General features: G+C 54.4%; 15 protein-coding genes. 8 read left to right on the forward strand and 7 right to left on the reverse strand.

The genetic code is table 11. The features are described from left to right. Positions 1–12: 12 nt before the first annotated feature. From M3087_RS05370 to M3087_RS05380, 3 genes are all read right to left on the reverse strand, one after another. A complete protein-coding gene (locus tag M3087_RS05370) occupies positions 13–1,164 on the reverse strand; it encodes a FecR family protein (RefSeq protein WP_249094226.1) in 1,152 nt (383 codons plus the stop codon). 487 nt (positions 1,165–1,651) lie between these two features. Continuing rightward, positions 1,652–2,077, reverse strand: coding sequence for an acetyltransferase (locus M3087_RS05375; protein ID WP_249094228.1), 426 nt, complete (start codon positions 2,075–2,077; stop codon positions 1,652–1,654). Positions 2,078–2,134: 57 nt separating this feature from the next. Continuing rightward, positions 2,135–2,710, reverse strand: coding sequence for a sigma-70 family RNA polymerase sigma factor (locus M3087_RS05380; protein WP_249094229.1), 576 nt, complete (start codon positions 2,708–2,710; stop codon positions 2,135–2,137). Positions 2,711–2,991: 281 nt separating this feature from the next. Here M3087_RS05380 and M3087_RS05385 point away from each other — a divergent pair, with 281 nt between their 5' ends. The 8 genes from M3087_RS05385 to trpS all read left to right on the forward strand — a co-directional run bounded on the left by M3087_RS05385 (position 2,992) and on the right by trpS (position 13,251). After that, on the forward strand, positions 2,992–4,227 hold the full coding sequence (locus M3087_RS05385) for a hypothetical protein (RefSeq protein WP_249094231.1): 1,236 nt from the start codon (positions 2,992–2,994) through the stop codon (positions 4,225–4,227). A gap of 46 nt (positions 4,228–4,273) precedes the next feature. After that, positions 4,274–5,134 carry a peptidyl-prolyl cis-trans isomerase gene (locus M3087_RS05390; RefSeq protein ID WP_249094233.1) on the forward strand — a complete coding sequence of 287 codons (861 nt, stop codon included), beginning with the start codon at positions 4,274–4,276 and terminating at the stop codon, positions 5,132–5,134. Further along, on the forward strand, positions 5,131–6,492 hold the full coding sequence (locus M3087_RS05395; protein ID WP_022385522.1) for a peptidylprolyl isomerase: 1,362 nt from the start codon (positions 5,131–5,133) through the stop codon (positions 6,490–6,492). The genes M3087_RS05390 and M3087_RS05395 overlap by 4 nt, the downstream gene beginning before the upstream one ends. 27 nt (positions 6,493–6,519) lie before the next feature. Beyond that, positions 6,520–8,187, forward strand: a complete 1,668-nt coding sequence (locus M3087_RS05400; RefSeq protein WP_249094235.1) for an OstA-like protein — start codon at positions 6,520–6,522, stop codon at positions 8,185–8,187. A 10-nt stretch (positions 8,188–8,197) separates the two neighbouring features. Further along, positions 8,198–8,440, forward strand: coding sequence for a hypothetical protein (locus tag M3087_RS05405; RefSeq protein ID WP_249094237.1), 243 nt, complete (start codon positions 8,198–8,200; stop codon positions 8,438–8,440). A gap of 9 nt (positions 8,441–8,449) precedes the next feature. Continuing rightward, positions 8,450–10,369 (forward strand): DNA mismatch repair endonuclease MutL, encoded by a 1,920-nt coding sequence (gene mutL / locus M3087_RS05410; RefSeq protein ID WP_022385525.1) that lies wholly within the window; start codon positions 8,450–8,452, stop codon positions 10,367–10,369. 399 nt (positions 10,370–10,768) lie between these two features. Further along, positions 10,769–11,938 (forward strand): OmpA family protein, encoded by a 1,170-nt coding sequence (locus M3087_RS05415; protein ID WP_022385526.1) that lies wholly within the window; start codon positions 10,769–10,771, stop codon positions 11,936–11,938. A 224-nt stretch (positions 11,939–12,162) separates the two neighbouring features. Next, positions 12,163–13,251 carry a tryptophan--tRNA ligase gene (gene trpS / locus M3087_RS05420; protein ID WP_022385527.1) on the forward strand — a complete coding sequence of 363 codons (1,089 nt, stop codon included), beginning with the start codon at positions 12,163–12,165 and terminating at the stop codon, positions 13,249–13,251. A gap of 418 nt (positions 13,252–13,669) precedes the next feature. On the opposite strand, the gene M3087_RS05425 is transcribed toward trpS, so the two are convergent. The 4 genes from M3087_RS05425 to M3087_RS05440 all read right to left on the reverse strand — a co-directional run bounded on the left by M3087_RS05425 (position 13,670) and on the right by M3087_RS05440 (position 18,408). Next, positions 13,670–15,325, reverse strand: a complete 1,656-nt coding sequence (locus M3087_RS05425) for a tetratricopeptide repeat protein (protein ID WP_249094238.1) — start codon at positions 15,323–15,325, stop codon at positions 13,670–13,672. 178 nt (positions 15,326–15,503) lie between these two features. Further along, positions 15,504–15,656: a hypothetical protein gene (locus M3087_RS05430; RefSeq protein ID WP_249094240.1), complete on the reverse strand. Its 153-nt coding sequence runs from the start codon at positions 15,654–15,656 to the stop codon at positions 15,504–15,506. A 243-nt stretch (positions 15,657–15,899) separates the two neighbouring features. Further along, positions 15,900–17,978, reverse strand: a complete 2,079-nt coding sequence (dnaG, locus tag M3087_RS05435; RefSeq protein WP_022385529.1) for a DNA primase — start codon at positions 17,976–17,978, stop codon at positions 15,900–15,902. A 73-nt stretch (positions 17,979–18,051) separates the two neighbouring features. Further along, the gene (locus M3087_RS05440; protein WP_022385530.1) at positions 18,052–18,408 is read right to left on the reverse strand and encodes a GntR family transcriptional regulator; all 357 of its coding nucleotides are present in this window, start codon (positions 18,406–18,408) and stop codon (positions 18,052–18,054) included. Positions 18,409–18,552: the final 144 nt, after the last annotated feature.

Genomic DNA, 18,552 nt, shown 5'->3' on the forward strand with positions numbered 1-18,552 from the left:
AATGTATTGTGGTTAGTGTTTCAATGTATGTCTTTTTTCAGAAATGAGTACCTGATTCTTCTTCAGCGTGATGTCTGCCTCCCCAATCAGGCTGACCACCTCGACAAAGCGGTTGAACGTGTCGTAACGGTCAAGGTCCAGCGTAAAGCGCATCTGTCTGACCTTGTCGCTGCTGAACGAGGCATGCACGTCATACCAGCGCTCCATCTCTCTCATGATGTAGTCCAGCGGACGGTTGTCGAACACGAAGCGTCCGTGATGCCATGCCGTAGCCGCATAGACATCCGCGGGCAGGATGCGGATGCCTCCCGCCGCATCGACAACCGCCTTGTGCCCGACGGGCAGTGACACCTCCTCCCGCGGGGAACGTACATCCAGCCGTCCGCTTTCCAGGACAACCTCCAGACAAGGCTCATCCTCCCGGCAACGGATGTTCAGTTTCGTTCCCCGTACCAGGAGGTCCGCCTTTTCCGTATGGATAGTGAAGGGGTGGAGCGAATCCTTACTGACCTCCAGATAGGCTTCGCCCGAAAGGTTGATGTGACGGTTGTGTGCCGAGAAACCGGTCGGCACGGCCAGGGAGGATTCGGCATCGAGATGAATGTCCGTCCCGTCGTCCAGGCGCACCTTGTACTCACTGCCTTGTGGAACGACGACACGCGTATAGAGGTCGGGCGACAGCTCTTTGTCTCCTGACGGAGCTCCGGTGAGGTCGGCGGAAGCGAACGTCCCGCTCAGCAAGTCGTCGGTACGGACAGACTTCTGTCCGTCGGGCCAGGAGATTTCAGCCAGCGTTGTGCCCGGACCGATGGGACTCTCCTCGCCCGTCCGGAGATACCAGCCTGCCCACGCACCGAAGACCAATATCAGGATGGCGGCAGCCGCTGCCAGCCGGTATCTGCGCCGGTAGAGGCGGGACAACACACCGCCTCGGACTCCCATACGGCGATAGAGTCCCTGCCACGTCCGTTCCTGCCACGCCGTGTTCTCGTCGAGCACCGCTGCGGTCAGGAAGTCGGACGCGAGCAATTCGTCCGCCAACCGTCGACAGTCCGCATCACTGTCCATCAGTCTCCTCAACTCCTCCTGTTCCGGTCCGGTGAGGGTCCCCGTCAGCTGTTTCATGACGAGCTGTTTCACCCGTTCGAGTTTGTTTGTGTCCATAGGGTATGCTTTTGTTTAACCAGAATCTTTGAATTTATACCCTAAGAAACAACCAACCCCCTGCTTGGTGTAATACCTGATGTGATTTTTTTTTTTGCAAGTCCGGATGAAGCGAAGGGCTGGCACTCCTTCCGCAAGCCCTACACACCAGCTTGCCCATCCCCCCGGAGAGGCTTCCGCAAGACAGCACCGACGGCTTGCGCATCCCGCCGTCGTGAGATGCGCTTCTCGTTTTGCCGAGATGCTCATCTCACTGGTGACGTCAAGCTCAAAGGGAAAGGAGGGAGATGAGCAAGAGAAAAAGAGGAGCTACGCACGATGTGGCAACCAGTTACGGGAAAAGGCACAAAGGAAATGAGCAAGAGGGCCATGCCGTCTTGCGCATGAGGGCGGAATGAGAGGGCGGAAAAGCAGACCTTGACAGCCCGAAAAGGGAGAAAAAGGAGCTGGGGGAACAAACAGACTACGGGGGAAAGTCCGGGACTTCCTAGCCCAACTGCATGTGCAGGAGCGGATAGGGTTTCCCCTCCCCGTCCCGTTCAGAACGGGACACGACGCGGAATCCCATGCGCTCATAGAATCCGAGGGCGGCGGTGTTGGCTTCGTTCACGTCGACACGGGTCGCCTGCAACACCTCGATGGCGTGACGTACCAGCTGACGGCCGATTCCCTGTCCACGGGAAGCGTTCTCGACAAACAGCATCTCGATATTCCCGTCGGCTGTGCCGATAAACCCCGTCAGTCGGGCGTCCTGTTCGAAGCCGACCAGCGTGACCTGTGGGAAGTAGGCAGGGACCTGCTCCTTGTAGTAGCGGAAGTCCTCTTCGCGAAGGAAATCGTGCGTGGAGCGCACCGCGCTCTCCCATATTTCCAGCAAGCGGGGATAGTCTGCAGGCTCAATACGGCGAATCATAAGTTCTTTTTTGGGATGCAAAATAAGCATCAGGCGGGACATTTCCAAAGGCATCCGTCATGCCGGACGCGCCAGCAGGTGGCAGACCGCCAGCAAGGCATCCTTGAGCCTGCGTCGCAACTGGTGGTTGGCATTGTTGATGTGCTTCTTTACGGTGTTGATGGTGATGTGAAACTCTTCGGCAATCTCCCGCTGCGTCTTGCCGGACAGGCTGGCGGCATAGACCTGGCGGCAAGCCGTCGGCAGGTCATCGAAGGCGGCATTGACCATCTGATAGACTTCCGCCTTAATCATCCGGATGGTGACCTCCTCTTCCTGCGGCTCCCGGGAAACGGCTTGTCCTGCATATTCGGTCTCGACACGGGCATGCTTCAGGTGGTTCAAGATGGCATGATAGAGCGACTGGGACAAGTAGGCACGGAAAGCGACGAGGTTGGGAAAGACCTCCTGACGTTCCCAGATGCGAAGCCATACATCCTGGATGAGGTCCGCCACGACCTCCTCGTCCGGAATGTATTGCATGCCGAAATACTTCAAGCGGCGGAAGTTCGCTTCATACTGCTGCTTGAAGATACGGATGTCGGTCAGGTCGACTTCCTTGTCAATGTCTGCATGGTTTCCGGACAGGTTCATGAATGTAGTTCTCCGAAGATGTTTTGAAGGGTTGAATCGCCTTTTCGTGCGTCGGCGGTAAAGGTACTACATTTGCAGGAAACATCCATTCATGTGGACGGAGTTTCGCAAAAAAACGGTGATGTCTTGGCTTTGTGATTTGGATAGCTTGCACGAAAGTGCATGATTGGCTTGAAAAATACTAACTTTGCAGCGCACAAATGTGCATGGGCGCCTGAAAGGCATGCGCAAGTCGTGTTTCGACGGCCCCGTCATGAACAAACCAGATATTCCGGAACGACATGATAAAACAAATATTCCTTTGGGGAGGGCTGATGCTGGCAAGCCTCTGCGCATCGGCACAGAGCGACACACTGCTGATGCGAGTGGGACACCTGCCGGTGTCGCGGGGCGAGTTCCTTTATGCTTACCGCAAGAATGCCGGCGCCCTGCCTCCGTCAGATTTCCTGCGACGCTTCGTCCGCCTGAAGTGGAGAGTCTGCCATGCACAGACGGAAGGACTGGACACGACACGACTCTTCCGTCAGCAGTTCGAGAACTGCAAGCTGCGGTTGCAGAAACTCAACCGTCAGCAACAGGCTTCCGTCTCTCCCGAAGCACCGGACACGGACAGACGATGGATTGCACACGTCTGCCTGCGCATCCCCCAGTCGGTCTCCTACAGTGGCACCAAAGCATGGGTGGCAAAGCTCGACTCGGTGTCGGCTGCCATGCCGTCGGCAGGGGAACTGGCAAGCTGGATTGAACAGAACGCCGGACATCTCCCCGCCGGATGGCAGGCGGAAATCGTCTGCGTCAAGCCTTACCAGCTGCCCAACGAGCTGCTGACACGGCTGCGTCTGCTGAAGCCCGACGAGACTTCCCGCCCCTTCCTCTCGGCTGCCGGCGTGCATCTCATCGGACGACTGACGGAAGAAGAGATTCCGGAAGAAGAGGCTGCGCCGAGGGTCCGGGAGACCGACAAGCAATACCTCCTCCGCGAATACCACGACGGACTGCTTGCCGGCATGGTGGAAGACGAACTGCTACAAACCGACGACGAGCGGCTGAAGCACTACTACAAGAAACACAAGAAACACTACCGCTGGAAGTTGCCCCACTTCAAGGGCATCATCCTGCAAGCCAATGACAAGGAACGTCTGGAACGACTCCTGACCTACCTCGACGGCTTTCCCGAAGAGGAGTGGACCGACGCCATCCGTCGGTTCGACGAGGTGGGCGGCTCGCAATGGCTGAAGGTGGAAGAAGGACTCTTCCAGATCGGGACCAACGCATCGGTCGACAAGCTCTTCTTCGGACAGGGGGAGTTCACCCCTTCGCCCGACTATCCCTACGTACAGGTACTGGGCAAGGTGCTCAAGCGGAAGCCGGAATCCTACAAGGACGTCTACGCACTCCTGGAACGTGACTACAAGGCGGGCATGCTCGCCAAAGAAGAAGAAAAGTGGGCAAAGAAGTTTAAGGTTGAAATAAACCAAGAGGTTTTAAAAACAGTTAAGAGTCACGATGCTATATAGATTAAAGCTGTATCTTCGTTCATTGTTTTTGCATCTTCGTGGCAGTATGAAAAAAAGAGGATACCCGCTTCTCGGCCTGGCGGTTGTGTTGGCAGCCTGTGGCAGTCCGACCGACCACCGCGGCAAGACACCGCTGGTGGAAGTCGACGGAAACTTCCTGTACGCCGAGGATGTGAAGCCGCTCATGCCCGTAGGACTGTCGAAAAAGGACAGCACCACGTTCATGGACAACTACTTGCGCAACTGGGTGGAAGACCGGCTGCTCTATGAAAAGGCTGAAAGCAACGTCCCCGACATGGAGCGCATCGAGGAACTGGTGCAGAGCTACCGCCGTTCACTCATCATGCACAGCTACCAGCAGAACCTGGTGGCACAGGAACTGACGGACGAACTGTCGGAAGTAGACCTGCGCGACTTCTACGAGAAGAACCGGACGCTGTTCAAGACGGACGAAACCCTGCTGAAGGGGCTTTTCATCAAGGTTCCCCTGACGGCAAAGGACCTCAGCCGCATCCGCCGCTGGTACCGGCAGAAGGACGAAAAGTCCATCGACCACCTGGAGAAATACAGCCTGGGACATGCCGCCGACTATCAGTACTTCTACGACCGCTGGATGCCGGCATCCGCCATACTCGGCAAGCTTCCGCAGAAGTTCAAGGATGCCGAGAGCTACTTGCGGCGCAACCGCGACGTGGAGCTGAAGGACACGGCATACTACTACTTCCTGCATGTGGACGAGCTGCTGCAACGGGGAGAAGTGAAACCCTTCGAAGCTGCACGCGACGAGGTGAAAAGCGCCCTGGGCACCCTCCGGCAAGCCGACTTCATGCGCAAGGTAAGGACCGACCTCTACCAACGGGCTGTTGATAACGATGAAATTAAGTATTATTATAACAAAGACCAATGAGAAGACTGTTTACTAGCAAGCTCCTGTTGCTCTTGTGTGCCTGGACGCTGGGCACCGCCACCTATGCACAGGACAATATCATTGACGAAGTGGTGTGGGTTGTCGGCGATGAGGCCATCCTGAAGTCCGACGTCGAGCAAGCCCGCCTGCAAGCACAATACCAAGGCATCAAGTTTGACAAGGACCCCTACTGTGTCATCCCCGAACAGATGGCGGTGCAGAAGCTGTTCCTCCACCAGGCGGTCCTCGACAGTGTGGAAGTGTCCGACACCGAAGTGTTGTCCATGGTCGACCAACGCATGAACTACTACATCCAGCAAGTGGGCTCGAAGGAGAAGTTCGAGGAGTACATGAACATGACCTCCACCCAAATCCGTGAAAAATGGCGCGAGGACGTGCGCAACGAGATGATTGCCGACAAGATGAAACGCCAGATCGTGGGCGACATCAAGGTGACTCCCGCACAGGTACGCCGCTACTTCAGCCAGCTTCCGCAAGACAGCATCCCCTATATCCCGACTCAGGTAGAGGTGCAGATCATCACCCAGCAGCCGAAGATTCCCCAAGAAGAGATTGACCGTGTGAAAGCCCGTCTGCGTGACTTCACCGAACGGGTAAACTCCGGCGAGACACAGTTCTCCACCTTGGCCCGTCTGTACTCCGAAGACCCGGGCTCGGCCCGTCAGGGAGGAGAGATGGACTTCATGGGACGCGGACAGCTCGTGCCGGAGTTTGCAGCCGTCGCCTTCAACCTGACCGACCCCAAGAAGGTGTCGAAGGTCGTGGAGACGGAATACGGCTTCCACATCATCCAGCTTGTCGAGAAGCGCGGCGACCGCATCAAGGTGCGCCACATCCTGCTCAAGCCGCAGGTGTCGGAACAGGACCTCAACGCCTCGCTCGCCCACCTCGACTCCATCGCCAACGACATCCGCAGCGAGAAGTTCACCTTCGAGAGTGCCGCCCTCTATCTCTCGGACGACAAGGACTCGAAGAACAACAACGGTCTGATGCCGAACTCACAGCTGGGTACTTCCCGGTTTGAGATGGGACAGCTCCCGCAGGAGATTGCCGTCGTGGTGGACAAGATGAACATCGGCGAAATCTCGAACGCCTTCACCATGATTGACGCCAAGAACGGCAAGGAGAAGTGTGCCATCGTCAAGCTGAAGACACGCATCCCCGGGCACAAGGCGACCATCACCGAGGACTACCAGCGACTCAAGTCCGTCGTACTGGAAAAGCTCCAGAACGAGAAGCTCCAGAAGTGGATTGCCGAGAAACAACGGACCACGTACGTCCGCATCAACGACCGGTGGAAGAACTGCGACTTCCAGTACCCCGGATGGATTCACTAAAACAACATGAAAAGGAACTGACATTATATGTTTGATACTGAAAAGCGTAGAAACATTCTAGGCGGGCACAGAATATTACTGTTTGGTATTCTGTGCCTGTTTGGCATTTGTGCGGCGCAGGTGCGCCCGACGAACGGCAAGCAGAAAAAGGAGCCACAGAAGACCAAGGTCTACCTGCTGCACTCCGACATCCTCCGGTTCAACAAGGAGCAGAATCCCGACGCACAAATCCTGGTCGGCAACGTACGTTTCCGCCACGACAGTGCCTACATGGACTGCGACTCGGCCTACTTCTATGAAGCCCGCAACTCCTTTGAAGCGTTCGGGAACATCAAGATGCAGCAGGGCGACACGCTGTTCATCTATGGTGACTGGCTCTACTATGACGGCAATTCGCAGATAGCCATGCTCCGTGAGAACGTGAAGATGCAGAACCGGAACACCATCCTGACAACCGACAGCCTGAACTACGACCGGGTGTTCAACCTGGGCTATTTCTTCGACGGCGGCACGCTCACCGACGAAGAGAACATCCTGACTTCCGACTGGGGCGAGTACAGCCCCGCCACGAAGAATGCCGTGTTCAACTACGACGTCAAGCTCGTCAACCCGAAGTTCACCCTCACCTCGGACACCCTGCGCTACAACTCACAGACCAAGATAGCCAACATCGTAGGCCCCTCGGACATCGTGAGTGACCAAAACCACATCTATTCCGAGCTGGGCTTCTACAACACCACCAGCGGTGAGGCCATCCTGCTGCAACGGTCGGTGCTCACCAACCAGCAACGTCAGCTGGTGGGCGACAGCCTGTTCTACAACCGGAACAAGGGGTATGGCGAGGCATTCCGCAACGTGGTCATGACCGACACCGAGAACAAGAACCTCCTGACCGGTGAATACGGCTTCTACGACGAGCTGAAGGGGAATGCCCTGGTGACCGACAGCGCACTTGCCATCAACTATTCGCAGAACAACGACAGCCTCTACATGCACGGCGACACGCTGCGGCTCATCACCTACAACATGAACACCGACTCCGTCTACCGGAAGACGTTCGTCTACCACAAGGTGCGCATCTACAAGAGCGACCTCCAGGGCGTCTGCGACTCGCTGGTCTTCAACTCACAGGACTCCTGCATGACGATGTACCACGACCCCATCGTGTGGAACGGCAAACAACAACTCTTCGGAGAGGAAATCCGTGCCTACATGAACGACAGTACCATCGACTGGGCACACATCATCAATCAGGCCATGTCCATCGAACAGATGGACTCGGTACACTACAACCAGGTGAGCGGAAAGGAAATCAAGGCCTACTTTACCGGCGGAGACCTTCGTCAGGTCGATGTCATCGGCAATGTGCGTCTAGGCTACTTCCCTGTCGACGGGAAAGACAGCACGCTCATCGGCTACATCACTGCCGAATCCAGCCTGATGAATGTCTACCTGCTGCAACGCAAGGTGCAGAAAATCAAGATGACCACGCAGACGGACGGCGTAATGTACCCGATGCTTCAGATTCCTGAAGACAAGCTCTACCTGCCCTCGTTCGCCTGGTTTGACTACATCCGTCCGCTCAACAAAGACGATGTGTTCCGCTGGCGCGGCAAGAAAGCCGGACAGGAGCTGAAGAAGAGCGTCCAACGCAAACCGCCTCTGCCCACGCTGAAAGGGTTGCTGAAGAAATAGCCGGTTCACGATGGGACTCTTTCAGACACGCCGCCCCCGGGGATTCCACCATACCTATATATATTATGGTAGGTCTTCCTCACGCCGCGCAACTCCGGGAAGGGAAGCAGGCGACAAGGAACGGCTGTTCCGGGAACGCTGGCACCGGCGCACCCCATCCCGCCGCAACCCGCTGCTCGTACGACTCGTCCTGCTGGCATTGCTGGCAGGACTGCTCTATTACCTGTTAAATGGAAGTCAGACTATTCTATAAGCTACATCTATGAGTGATATAATTCGTGTATTACCCGATTCCGTTGCCAACCAGATAGCCGCCGGCGAAGTAATCCAACGCCCCGCTTCGGTGGTGAAGGAACTCGTGGAAAATGCCATCGATGCCGAAGCCAAGAACATCCATGTGTTGATAACCGACGCCGGGAAAACCGCCATCCAGGTCATCGACGACGGGAAAGGCATGTCAGAGACGGACGCCCGCCTCTCCTTTGAACGCCACGCCACCTCCAAGATACGCGAGGCAGCCGACCTGTTCGCCTTGCACACCATGGGCTTCCGTGGAGAAGCGCTTGCCTCCATCGCTGCGGTGGCGCAAGTCGAACTGAAAACGCGCAGAGAAACCGACGAACTGGGGACGCTGATTGCTATTGCCGGTTCGAAACTTCAGAACCAGGAACCGGTGTCGTGTGCCCGGGGATGCAACTTCACGGTGAACAACCTGTTCTTCAACGTACCGGCACGCCGCAAGTTTCTCAAGTCCAACCAGACTGAGCTGAGCAACATCCTGAACGAGTTCGAACGTATCGTCCTGGTACATCCCGACGTGGCGTTCACCCTCCATCACAACGAGTCCGAGCTGTTCAACCTGCCCGTCTCCCCCCTCCGCCAACGGCTGATCGAGGTGTTCGGGAAGAAGCTCAACCAGCAGTTGCTCAACCTGGACGTCGAGACATCCATGGTCAAAATCAGCGGCTATGTAGGCAAACCGGAATCTTCGCGAAAGAAAGGCTCACACCAATACTTCTTCGTCAACGGACGCTACATGCGCCATCCCTACTTCCATAAAGCCGTGATGGATGCCTACGAGAACCTCATCCCTGCCGGCGAACAGATATCCTACTTCATCTACTTCGAGATTGACCCGGCAAACATCGACGTGAACATCCACCCGACGAAGACCGAAATCAAGTTCGAGAACGAGCAGGCCATCTGGCAGATACTCGCTGCCGCCGTCAAGGAGTCATTGGGCAAGTTCAATGCCATCCCGACCATCGACTTCGACACGGAAGACATGCCGGACATCCCGGTCTTCGATACGTCCGGCTATGCCGAAGCACCCCGCATGACCTATAACCCCAGCTACAACCCGTTTGAAACGAGCGAAGAAACTTCGTATGTTCCGGGAACAGGAAACAGCAGCTCCGGCGGCAGGTCGGCGTCCACCTATGTACCCAACTTTGACGAACCGTCCGTGCCCGACAATTGGGAAAGTCTCTACCAGGGAGCACTGAAACCCGACCTCCCCGAATCGGTACCTTCCGAGACTCCGGAAGCCACACCGACGGAACCTGCCACCCATCTGCTCGCCACAGCCGGAGAATCCTCCGCTGCCGGAGCCGGTGCAGAACGTGCCGCCCAGCACTACCAGTTCAAGGGACGCTACATCCTCACCTCGGTCAAATCCGGACTGATGCTCATCGAGCAGACCCGTGCCCACATCCGGGTGCTCTACGACCGCTACCTTGCCCAGATAGTCAAACATCAGGGGACCTCACAAGGTGTCCTTTTCCCGGAAGTGGTGCAATTCCCCGCGTCCGAAGCAGTCATCCTGGAAAGCATCCTCGATGACCTCTCCGCCATCGGCTTTGACCTTTCCAACCTGGGTGGAGGAAGCTATGCCATCAACGGCGTACCTGCCGACATTGAAGGCATCGTCCCCGCAACCCTCCTGCACGACCTGGTCCATACAGCCATGGAGAAAGGATGTGGCGTCAAGGAAGAAGTCCATCATGCCCTCGCCCTCGTCATGGCAAAAGCCGCCGCCATCGTGCCGGGACAAGTGCTGAGCAACGAGGAGATGGACGGACTGGTAGACGCCCTGTTCTCCTGCCAGACACCCAACTATACTCCGGACGGGAAAACCATCCTGTCCGTCATTCCGGGCGATGACATTGATGCCTTGTTCTGAGACAGACCGGACTCTCTCCGGACGAAGGCATGAGATGCATAAAATATATTTTACAAGTTAAGCGCATGCATTTGAACATAGAAACTGACACTTCAAACCCATCAGGAAAGGATAAAACGAACAACAGGAAAGCACGCCCTGACCAATATACATCTTCAACCCGTTGAAGCCTAAGCAAAAAGGCACTTCCTCAAAAAAAGCCTTTCCTATAAATTGCTAGAAAATGAGCCTATTAAGTAATAACTTGCCACCGGAGGCATAAAATAATTGCCTTCATAGACTAATGTTAAGTATAATTTGTGTATCTTTGCATGTAGTAGCCAGTTCTAATAGAAGAGTTTGAACGGTACGAAATTTAATATTTAAGACAAATAATAGTAATTCATAAATAACATAATTATGAAAAAGTTGATGCTTGCACTGGCAGTAGCCAGTTTGTCTTCTGCAGCGATAGCACAGGAGACTTACACAGTGACTGATGTCCCTGTGAAAGAGAAAAGCGTAGAAACCAACTCCTTCTGGAGCAACTGGTTTATCAGCGCTGGTGTGAATTACAATGCGTTCTATTCAAGCCAGGAAGAAGGTATCTCCAAGAATCCCTTCAATGATCGTGGCAAGTTTGGTTTCAATGTAGCTGTTGGCAAGTGGTTTACTCCGGGCTTGGGTATCCGCGCCAAATTCGACGGCGTGAAAGGTGTCCAGGTAAACGGTGGTGTATGGTCACCCGACAACATCGACTTTGACTATTGGAACCTGCACAGCGATGTATTGTTCAACCTGAGCAACATGATTTTCGGCTACAACGAGAACCGTGTATGGAACTTCATCCCCTACCTGGGTGCTGGAGTAATCCGTAACTGCTCTCAGAACAACTACATGATGGGTGCCAACGTAGGTATCCTGAACACCTTCCGTTTGAACAAGCGCCTCAGCGTGAACTTCGAACTTTCTGCATTGGCAGCACCGAAGAGCTTCGACGGCATCGGTTACAAAGCCAGCGGCAACAAGATCTGGAGAGGTGCCGACAAGGTATTCACCGCTTCGGTTGGTTTGACCGTGAACCTGGGCAAGACCACAGGCTTCCGCAAGGCTGTTGACGTAGATGCCTTGATGGCATTGAACGCAAGCCAGCTCGATGCATTGAACTCTGCATTGGCAGCTCAACAGAACGAAAACGCTCGCCTGAAAGAAGAATTGGCCAAGAAGCCGAAGGAAGTAATCAAGACCGACTATCGTAAGGAATACGTAGGTGCTCCGCGCTCTATCTTCTTCAACATCGGTTCTTCTCAGATCGCTTCCAGAAAAGAAATCGTGAACTTGCAGGTATTGGCTGATGCAGTGAAAGCTGACAGCAACATCAAGCTGAAAGTTACCGGTTATGCCGACAGCGCAACAGGTAGCGCCGCATTCAACCAGAAGTTGAGTGAGAAGCGTGCAAACCGCGTTGCTGACGAGTTGGTTAAATTGGGCGTAAGCCGCGACAACCTCGTTGTTGAAGGCTTGGGTGGTGTAGCTACCTTGAAACCCAACTCTTACAACCGTCGTGTAATTGTTGACGTTGTGAAATAATCGCTGAAGATTAAGACTTACTAATTGATAAAAGCCTCTTGCTCTCGGGCGAGAGGCTTTTTTATTTTGCACCTGTCCGAACGCCGCGTACGGCACGGACAAGGAATAAAGAAAAGGAGAAAGGGGGAGCGGATAATGTCCGCTTTTTCTGTATCTTTGCTCGCCACGTACACAGTGGCAAACAGCATCATTGAATTAATACAACTGAATCACATTATAGTATTATGGGAAAAATCATACTGACCGGTGACCGCCCGACCGGAAGACTGCACTTGGGACACTACGTCGGCTCATTGAAACGCCGTGTTGAATTGCAGGAATGTGGCGACTATGAGAAGATGTTTGTATTCATTGCCGACGCACAGGCTTTGACCGACAATGCAGACAATCCTGAAAAGGTACGTCAGAACATCATTGAAGTGGCTCTTGACTACCTGGCTTGCGGATTAGACCCCAACAAGGTGACTCTGTTCATCCAGTCGCAGATACCCGAGCTGGCAGAACTGACCACCTACTTCATGAATCTGGTTACCGTATCGCGCCTGCAACGTAACCCGACAGTGAAGACCGAGATACAAATGCGCAACTTTGAAACCAGCATACCGGTAGGCTTCTTCTGCTATCCCATCAGTCAGGCTGCCGACATCGCCGCCTTCAAGGCTACAACCGTACCGGCTGGCGAAGACCAGGAACCGATGTTGGAACAGACCCGTGAGATTGTAAAGCGTTTCAACTATGTGTATGGTGAGACTTTGGTGGAACCGCAGATTCTGCTGCCGGAGAATCAGGTGTGCATGCGCCTGCCGGGCACGGATGGAAAAGCCAAAATGAGCAAATCCCTGGGCAACTGCATCTATCTGTCCGACTCCGGGAAAGTACTCCAGGAAAAGGTACGCAGCATGTACACGGACCCCACGCACCTCAAGGTGAGTGACCCGGGCAAGGTGGAGGGAAACACCGTGTTCACTTACCTCGATGCCTTCTGCCGTCCTGAACATTTCGAGCGTTACCTGCCCGAATATCCCAACCTCGACGAACTGAAAGCCCACTACCAGCGTGGCGGACTGGGCGACGTGAAGGTCAAGAAATTCCTGAATGCCATCCTGGATGAACTGCTGAATCCGATTTGTGCCCGCCGCAAGGAATTTGAACAGGACATTCCCGAAGTCTACCGCATCCTGAAAGAAGGAAGCCTGCGTGCACGCGAAGTGGCTGCACAGACATTGAGCGAGGTACGTCGCGCCATGAAGATAGACTACTTCAACGACATCGACTTCATCAACGAACAGGCACGCCGCTTCAAAGGCGAATAAGGGTCCGAACGAATCCCAATACCTGAAGTCCTGAAAACGAAAAGCCATCCGGCTTTGTCCTGCCCTTGCAAAGGGAACGGCAAAGCGCGGATGGCTTCTTATTTTAAAGAGGAGTAATGGAGGAGAGTTTCCCGGCTCTCCTCCTTCCGATATCTGTGGGGAACAATATCGGCCCAACTCCTCTCTCTCCTCTAGTATGTCACAGGAAGGAGATTGTACGGATGTTTCGTGTCCAGGCAATCATCTTCCCTTTCTCTCGACAGCAAAAATACATGGAATATACATGCGACGGATAAACTTATGATGTACAAGTGAAACACATCATTCAATTAATTAACAAGTATTTATCAAATTACCATGATGTACAAATACGGCTGATTACTCTTTTGTAGAGGTTTCAATCCCCGATTTTCGTCCATCAGAACTGTTGGATAAAGTCATCGAGATTCATATCCTCAATGCCCATCTTTTCCTTCAGGCGCATCTTTTTCCGTGAGATACTGGGCTTGGCAATGTGGTAGATATTGGAAAGCATGTGAATGGAAAATTCCATCTTCAGCAGGCAGGCAAACCTTATCTCGTCAAGCGTCAGGTCCGGGAAGCGCTTCTTCAGCCGTGTGGTAAAGCCATCGAAACAGGCATCCGTGTTCTTCACGATGATGTCCCACTCCTCTTCCTCCAGATGGATGGCACCCTGGGCATTCTGCGTCTTCATCAGAATCGGGATGGTGAGCGTGTTCAGACGCTTGTAGAAATTGATGCTCTGGTTCAGCTTCTCAATCTCCATCGCCTCCTTTTCCTTCTTTTCCTGCAACAGCTTCAGCTCGGCAGCCTGCTGGCGTGCCATGAGGTCCAGACGGCTGTTATGTTCCTCGTACAGCTGTTCCTGAATCTTCTTTTTCTTCCGGTAGGTCCGTATAAACAGCAGCAAAGACACAAGAACAAACAGCCCAAAGACATTGATGGCCTGATAAAAACGAGACGTACGCCGGGTGTATGCCTCCTCCGCCTGTGCCAGCTCACGCTGTTGGCGGTCGTGCTCCTGGAACGCATTCAGGTTGCCCATATACTCCTCGTGGTTGTCATAGTCGAGAGAATCACGGTAGAGGAGGCTCTGCTCCAGGTAGTAGGATGCGCTTTTGAAGTCCCCCTTCTCCTGCATCAGCTGAGACATGGTACGGTAGACGGCCGCCTTATGCCTATGGTCCTGGAGATTGATGCTGTCCATCAGGGTCTCTTCCGCCTCGTCGAAGCGATGCAGACGGAGGAACGACTCGCCTCTAAGCACGCTGCACTCCTGACGTTGCCCCCGACTGTTGTCCAGACACAGGGCTTCTCCCAGGCAGACCAGCGCCGAATCGGGCTGCCCCATCCGGAGAAAACTCCGTCCCAACTCGCGGAAGCACGAGGCACGGAACAACGCCGGCTGCTCCCCTTCCGGACGGCTGACCACCTGCGAGAGTACACGGTTCGCATCTGCATACCTCTTCTGATACAGATAAAGAACCGACAGTTCGTATCGGGCACGGTCCTTCAGGTTCCGGTCTGACAAGGAACGGGCAATCTGCAGGGCCTGCTCCAGACAGGTTTCCTCTTCCTTATACATCATCTTGAAGCGGTAGACGTAAGCCTCTCCCAGCTTTGCCTGGAACACGCGACGAGGATTCTGTCCGGCATACTTGCGTGCTTCTGCAAAACTGTTGCTCGCACGCAACCAGGCAAAACGCCCGGTATAGACCTGTCCCAGGTAGTAGTAGAGTTGATAAAGCCGGGCAGAGTCCCCCTTCTCCCTGAAATAGCCGATGGACGCCTTCAGCTCCTCAGGCTTCGGGTTCTTCTCATCGGGCAGAAGCATGGCGCCCTTGTAAGCGATGTAGTGATAGAGCTGCCGGTCTTCCGGACGGAAGGCGGTCGTATCCATCAGCCAGAGTGCATGCAGGGTCTTCTGGGGTGTCTGCTCCAGCGAATCTTCCAGTTGCAGCAAAGCGGGTTGGTAGTGTATGGAATTTCCTGAGTCACATGCCCAGGTCAGCAGGATGAGACTTATCAATAAGAATTGTTTCTTCAAATTCATGTCTTCTCGTTAAAATGTTAAGCGGGTGTAGTGCTCCCTCTGTTGAAAGGAACGGTTCACAGTCAGATGCCGGACACAGTCCGGGGAACGATGGAGGGGGCCAATGCAACATTGGCTATATGGTGAGACTTGAAAGTCATAGAAAGACAGTCGGGGAACAGGGAATCCTGACCTGGCTTCACGCCATACGCTTCCGGGCATCACATCGGCAAGGGCTACTGCCATTGGGCGAGAGCGCATTGCGTATGTTCAGGAGCATCTGACGGGTAAAACCGACGGCGATGCCACGGTCCGCAGGCTCTGAGGAGATGTACAGAAAGCGTTGAGTCATGTTTCCCAGGTTGTACAGCAGTTGTCTAACAGACCGCTGTTTGTTGTCTATTGCAAAGCTAGGGAATAAAAGAAGACAATCCGTCCTTTTTCGATGTACATTTGGTTCTTATGATATTCTTTATAACCCCTTAACTTTCACGGCGTGCCCGTTCAACGGCTCTGTTCACAAGGGATTTAGCTGACAAAGCGTGCTGAACTCACGGAAATTGAGCAGGCTGACCTGCACGGACAGATGTACAAATCAGACGTTCAGCACCCGGTCACCGAGTCGCTTTGCCATGATACGCTGTACCTCGGACAGGTCCTTGTAGTGCTTCATGATGGACAGGTACCGGCTCTCGTCGTGCATGTTCTCCGGGTCGAGCAGAGCTTGTTGGGTATGCTTCAGTTCCTCCTCCACGATGGCATGCTTGAAGTCGGTCATCACATGGGGAACCAGTTCGTAAAGCCGTTCCTCGTCCGTGACGATTTTCTGGCTTTTCGTATGATACTTGCTCAGCGTGTAACGTTCATTGGCAAGGTTCACCGCATAGCGGCTGATGTCGGGGTTGGGATGTGTCCCGAAATAGTGTTCGGCACGGAAGCCTTCGTCATGGATATGACTGACAGCCTCGGCAAGCATCTGCCGGTGCAACGGATTATGGAACTGCAAATCGTCAATCTGCAGATTCCCGGCAATGAACTCGGTGACCGTCAAGGGAGCTTCGTTCCCCTCCTCGTCGGTGGTCACACACATCACCCGCTCTCCATAGCGCACCAGCAGCTCCATGATGAGTTTCTCCAACGGATAGAACTTCCGGCTTTCGGGGTTGTCCTGCGGGATGTAAGATTCATACGTGTCGGACACCGGAGAGGGGACAACGGGTTCACCCGGTACGGGGATTGCCGGAGCCGCTTCCCCCGGTTCACCTTCAGGGGCAGCAGTTCCTTCAGCAGAAGGCGACGCCCCCTGTTCGCCGGCGGCACGTTGTGCCTGTATCTGTGCGTTGCGTTGTGCCTTGTATTCCTTCTCCAGCTGCGCTTCCTTCAGTTTGCCCACTTCGGCAATGAGCAGCTTCTCCTCCACCTGCAGCAGCTGGCTGCACTCCTTGATATATACGGAGCGCACGATGGCATCGGGGATGACCGAGATGCTGCGTACGATATCGGTGATGAGTCCGGCACGCTTGATGGGGTCATTGCCGGCATCGTCGAGCAGCAGATTGGTCTTGAAACGGATGAAATCCACCTCGTGGGCATTGATGTATGCCTGATAGTCCGTGGCATTGTGCTTGCGGGCAAAGCTGTCGGGGTCGTCCCCGTCAGGCAACAGCACCACCTTGATGTTCATGCCCTCCTCCAGCAGCATGTCGATGCCGCGCAAGGAAGCCTTGATGCCTGCCATGTCGCCGTCATAGAGCACGGTGATGTTGTTCGTGAAGCGGTGGATGAGGCGTATCTGTCCCGGAGTGAGGGACGTACCCGAGGAAGCGACCACATTCTCGATGCCCGACTGGTGCATCGAGATGACGTCGGTGTATCCCTCCACCAGGAAGCAACGGTCCTGCTTGACGATGGACTGCTTGGCAAAGTAGATGCCGTAGAGCTCATTGCTCTTGTGATAGATTTCCGACTCGGGCGAATTGACATACTTCGCCGTCTTGGCATCGGTCTTGAGGACACGTCCGCCGAAGGCCACGACCTTCCCCGACAGGGTATGGACGGGGAAGATGACCCGTCCCCAGAAGCGGTCGCGCAGGGAACCGTCGTCGCGGGCATAGCACAGTCCCGTCTTCACGAGGTACTCCGGACGGTAACCCTTCAGGGTAGCTTCCCGGGCAAATGCATCGTGCTGGTTCAGGCAATAGCCCAGCTGGAACTTGGTGATGATGTCGTCGCGGAAGCCGCGTTGGCGGAAATAGGTCATTCCGACCGTCTGTCCCTCCACATGACTGCGGAGGATGTTCTGGAAATAGTCGCGGGCATATTCGTTGACCACGAACATGCTCTCGCGGATGCTTTGCGCGTGTTTCTCCTCATCGGTCAGCTCGCGCTCCTTCACCTCGATGTTGTACTTGTGTGCCAGCCACTTCAGCGCTTCGTAGTAGGAGAGCTGTTCGTGCTCCATGATGAAGTGCACCACGTTGCCTCCCTTTCCGCAACTGAAGCACTTGCACACGCCTTTCGAGGGAGACACGCTGAAGGAAGGTGTCTTCTCGCTATGGAACGGACACAGCCCGACGTAGTTCACGCCCCGCTTGCGCAGGGTGACAAATTCCGACACCACGTCGACAATCTGTGCGGCGTCCATGATTCTGTCTATGGTTGCTTGGTCTATCATGTGAACTTGATTCGTTGCGCGAATTTACGAATTAAATGGAGAAAGTGGTCACCCTTCACGCCGCATTCTTCGGCTATTTCATGCTCCGGTAGATTTCCACAATCTCTTCGATGGGGATGTCCAGCTGGGTGAGGCGGGCGAGGAACTCGGGCAGCTCGTCGCCCAGGAACTGCGCCTTGCGCAAGGCAAGCACCTTGTGCTTGGCACCCGGCTTGACGAAAAAGCCGAGTCCGGGACGCGTGTAGAGGATATCCAGCTCCAGCAAATAGTCGTAGGCACGCACAATGGTGTTCACATTGACATCGAGCGTGGCAGCATGTTCGCGGACGGAAGGAATACGGCTCTCGTCCCGATATTCCATCGTGAGAATCTCATCGCAAATGCGGTCGGCGATTTGCTTGTATATGGGTTTGTTTTCCTTAAATACCATGACTGGGTTTAGGCAGGTTTGTTTTGATTAAGCCCGCGAAATTACACATTTCCGGACAAAAGGACAAATCAGCCTCGCTTTTCAGGGACAGAATGACACCGGGGCATGCATAAAAGCACTAATTTTGCCTGACGAATCTTTGTG

Source organism: Mediterranea sp. ET5, from assembly GCF_023337025.1.
In the GTDB taxonomy this organism is placed as follows: Bacteria; Bacteroidota; Bacteroidia; order Bacteroidales; family Bacteroidaceae; genus Phocaeicola_A.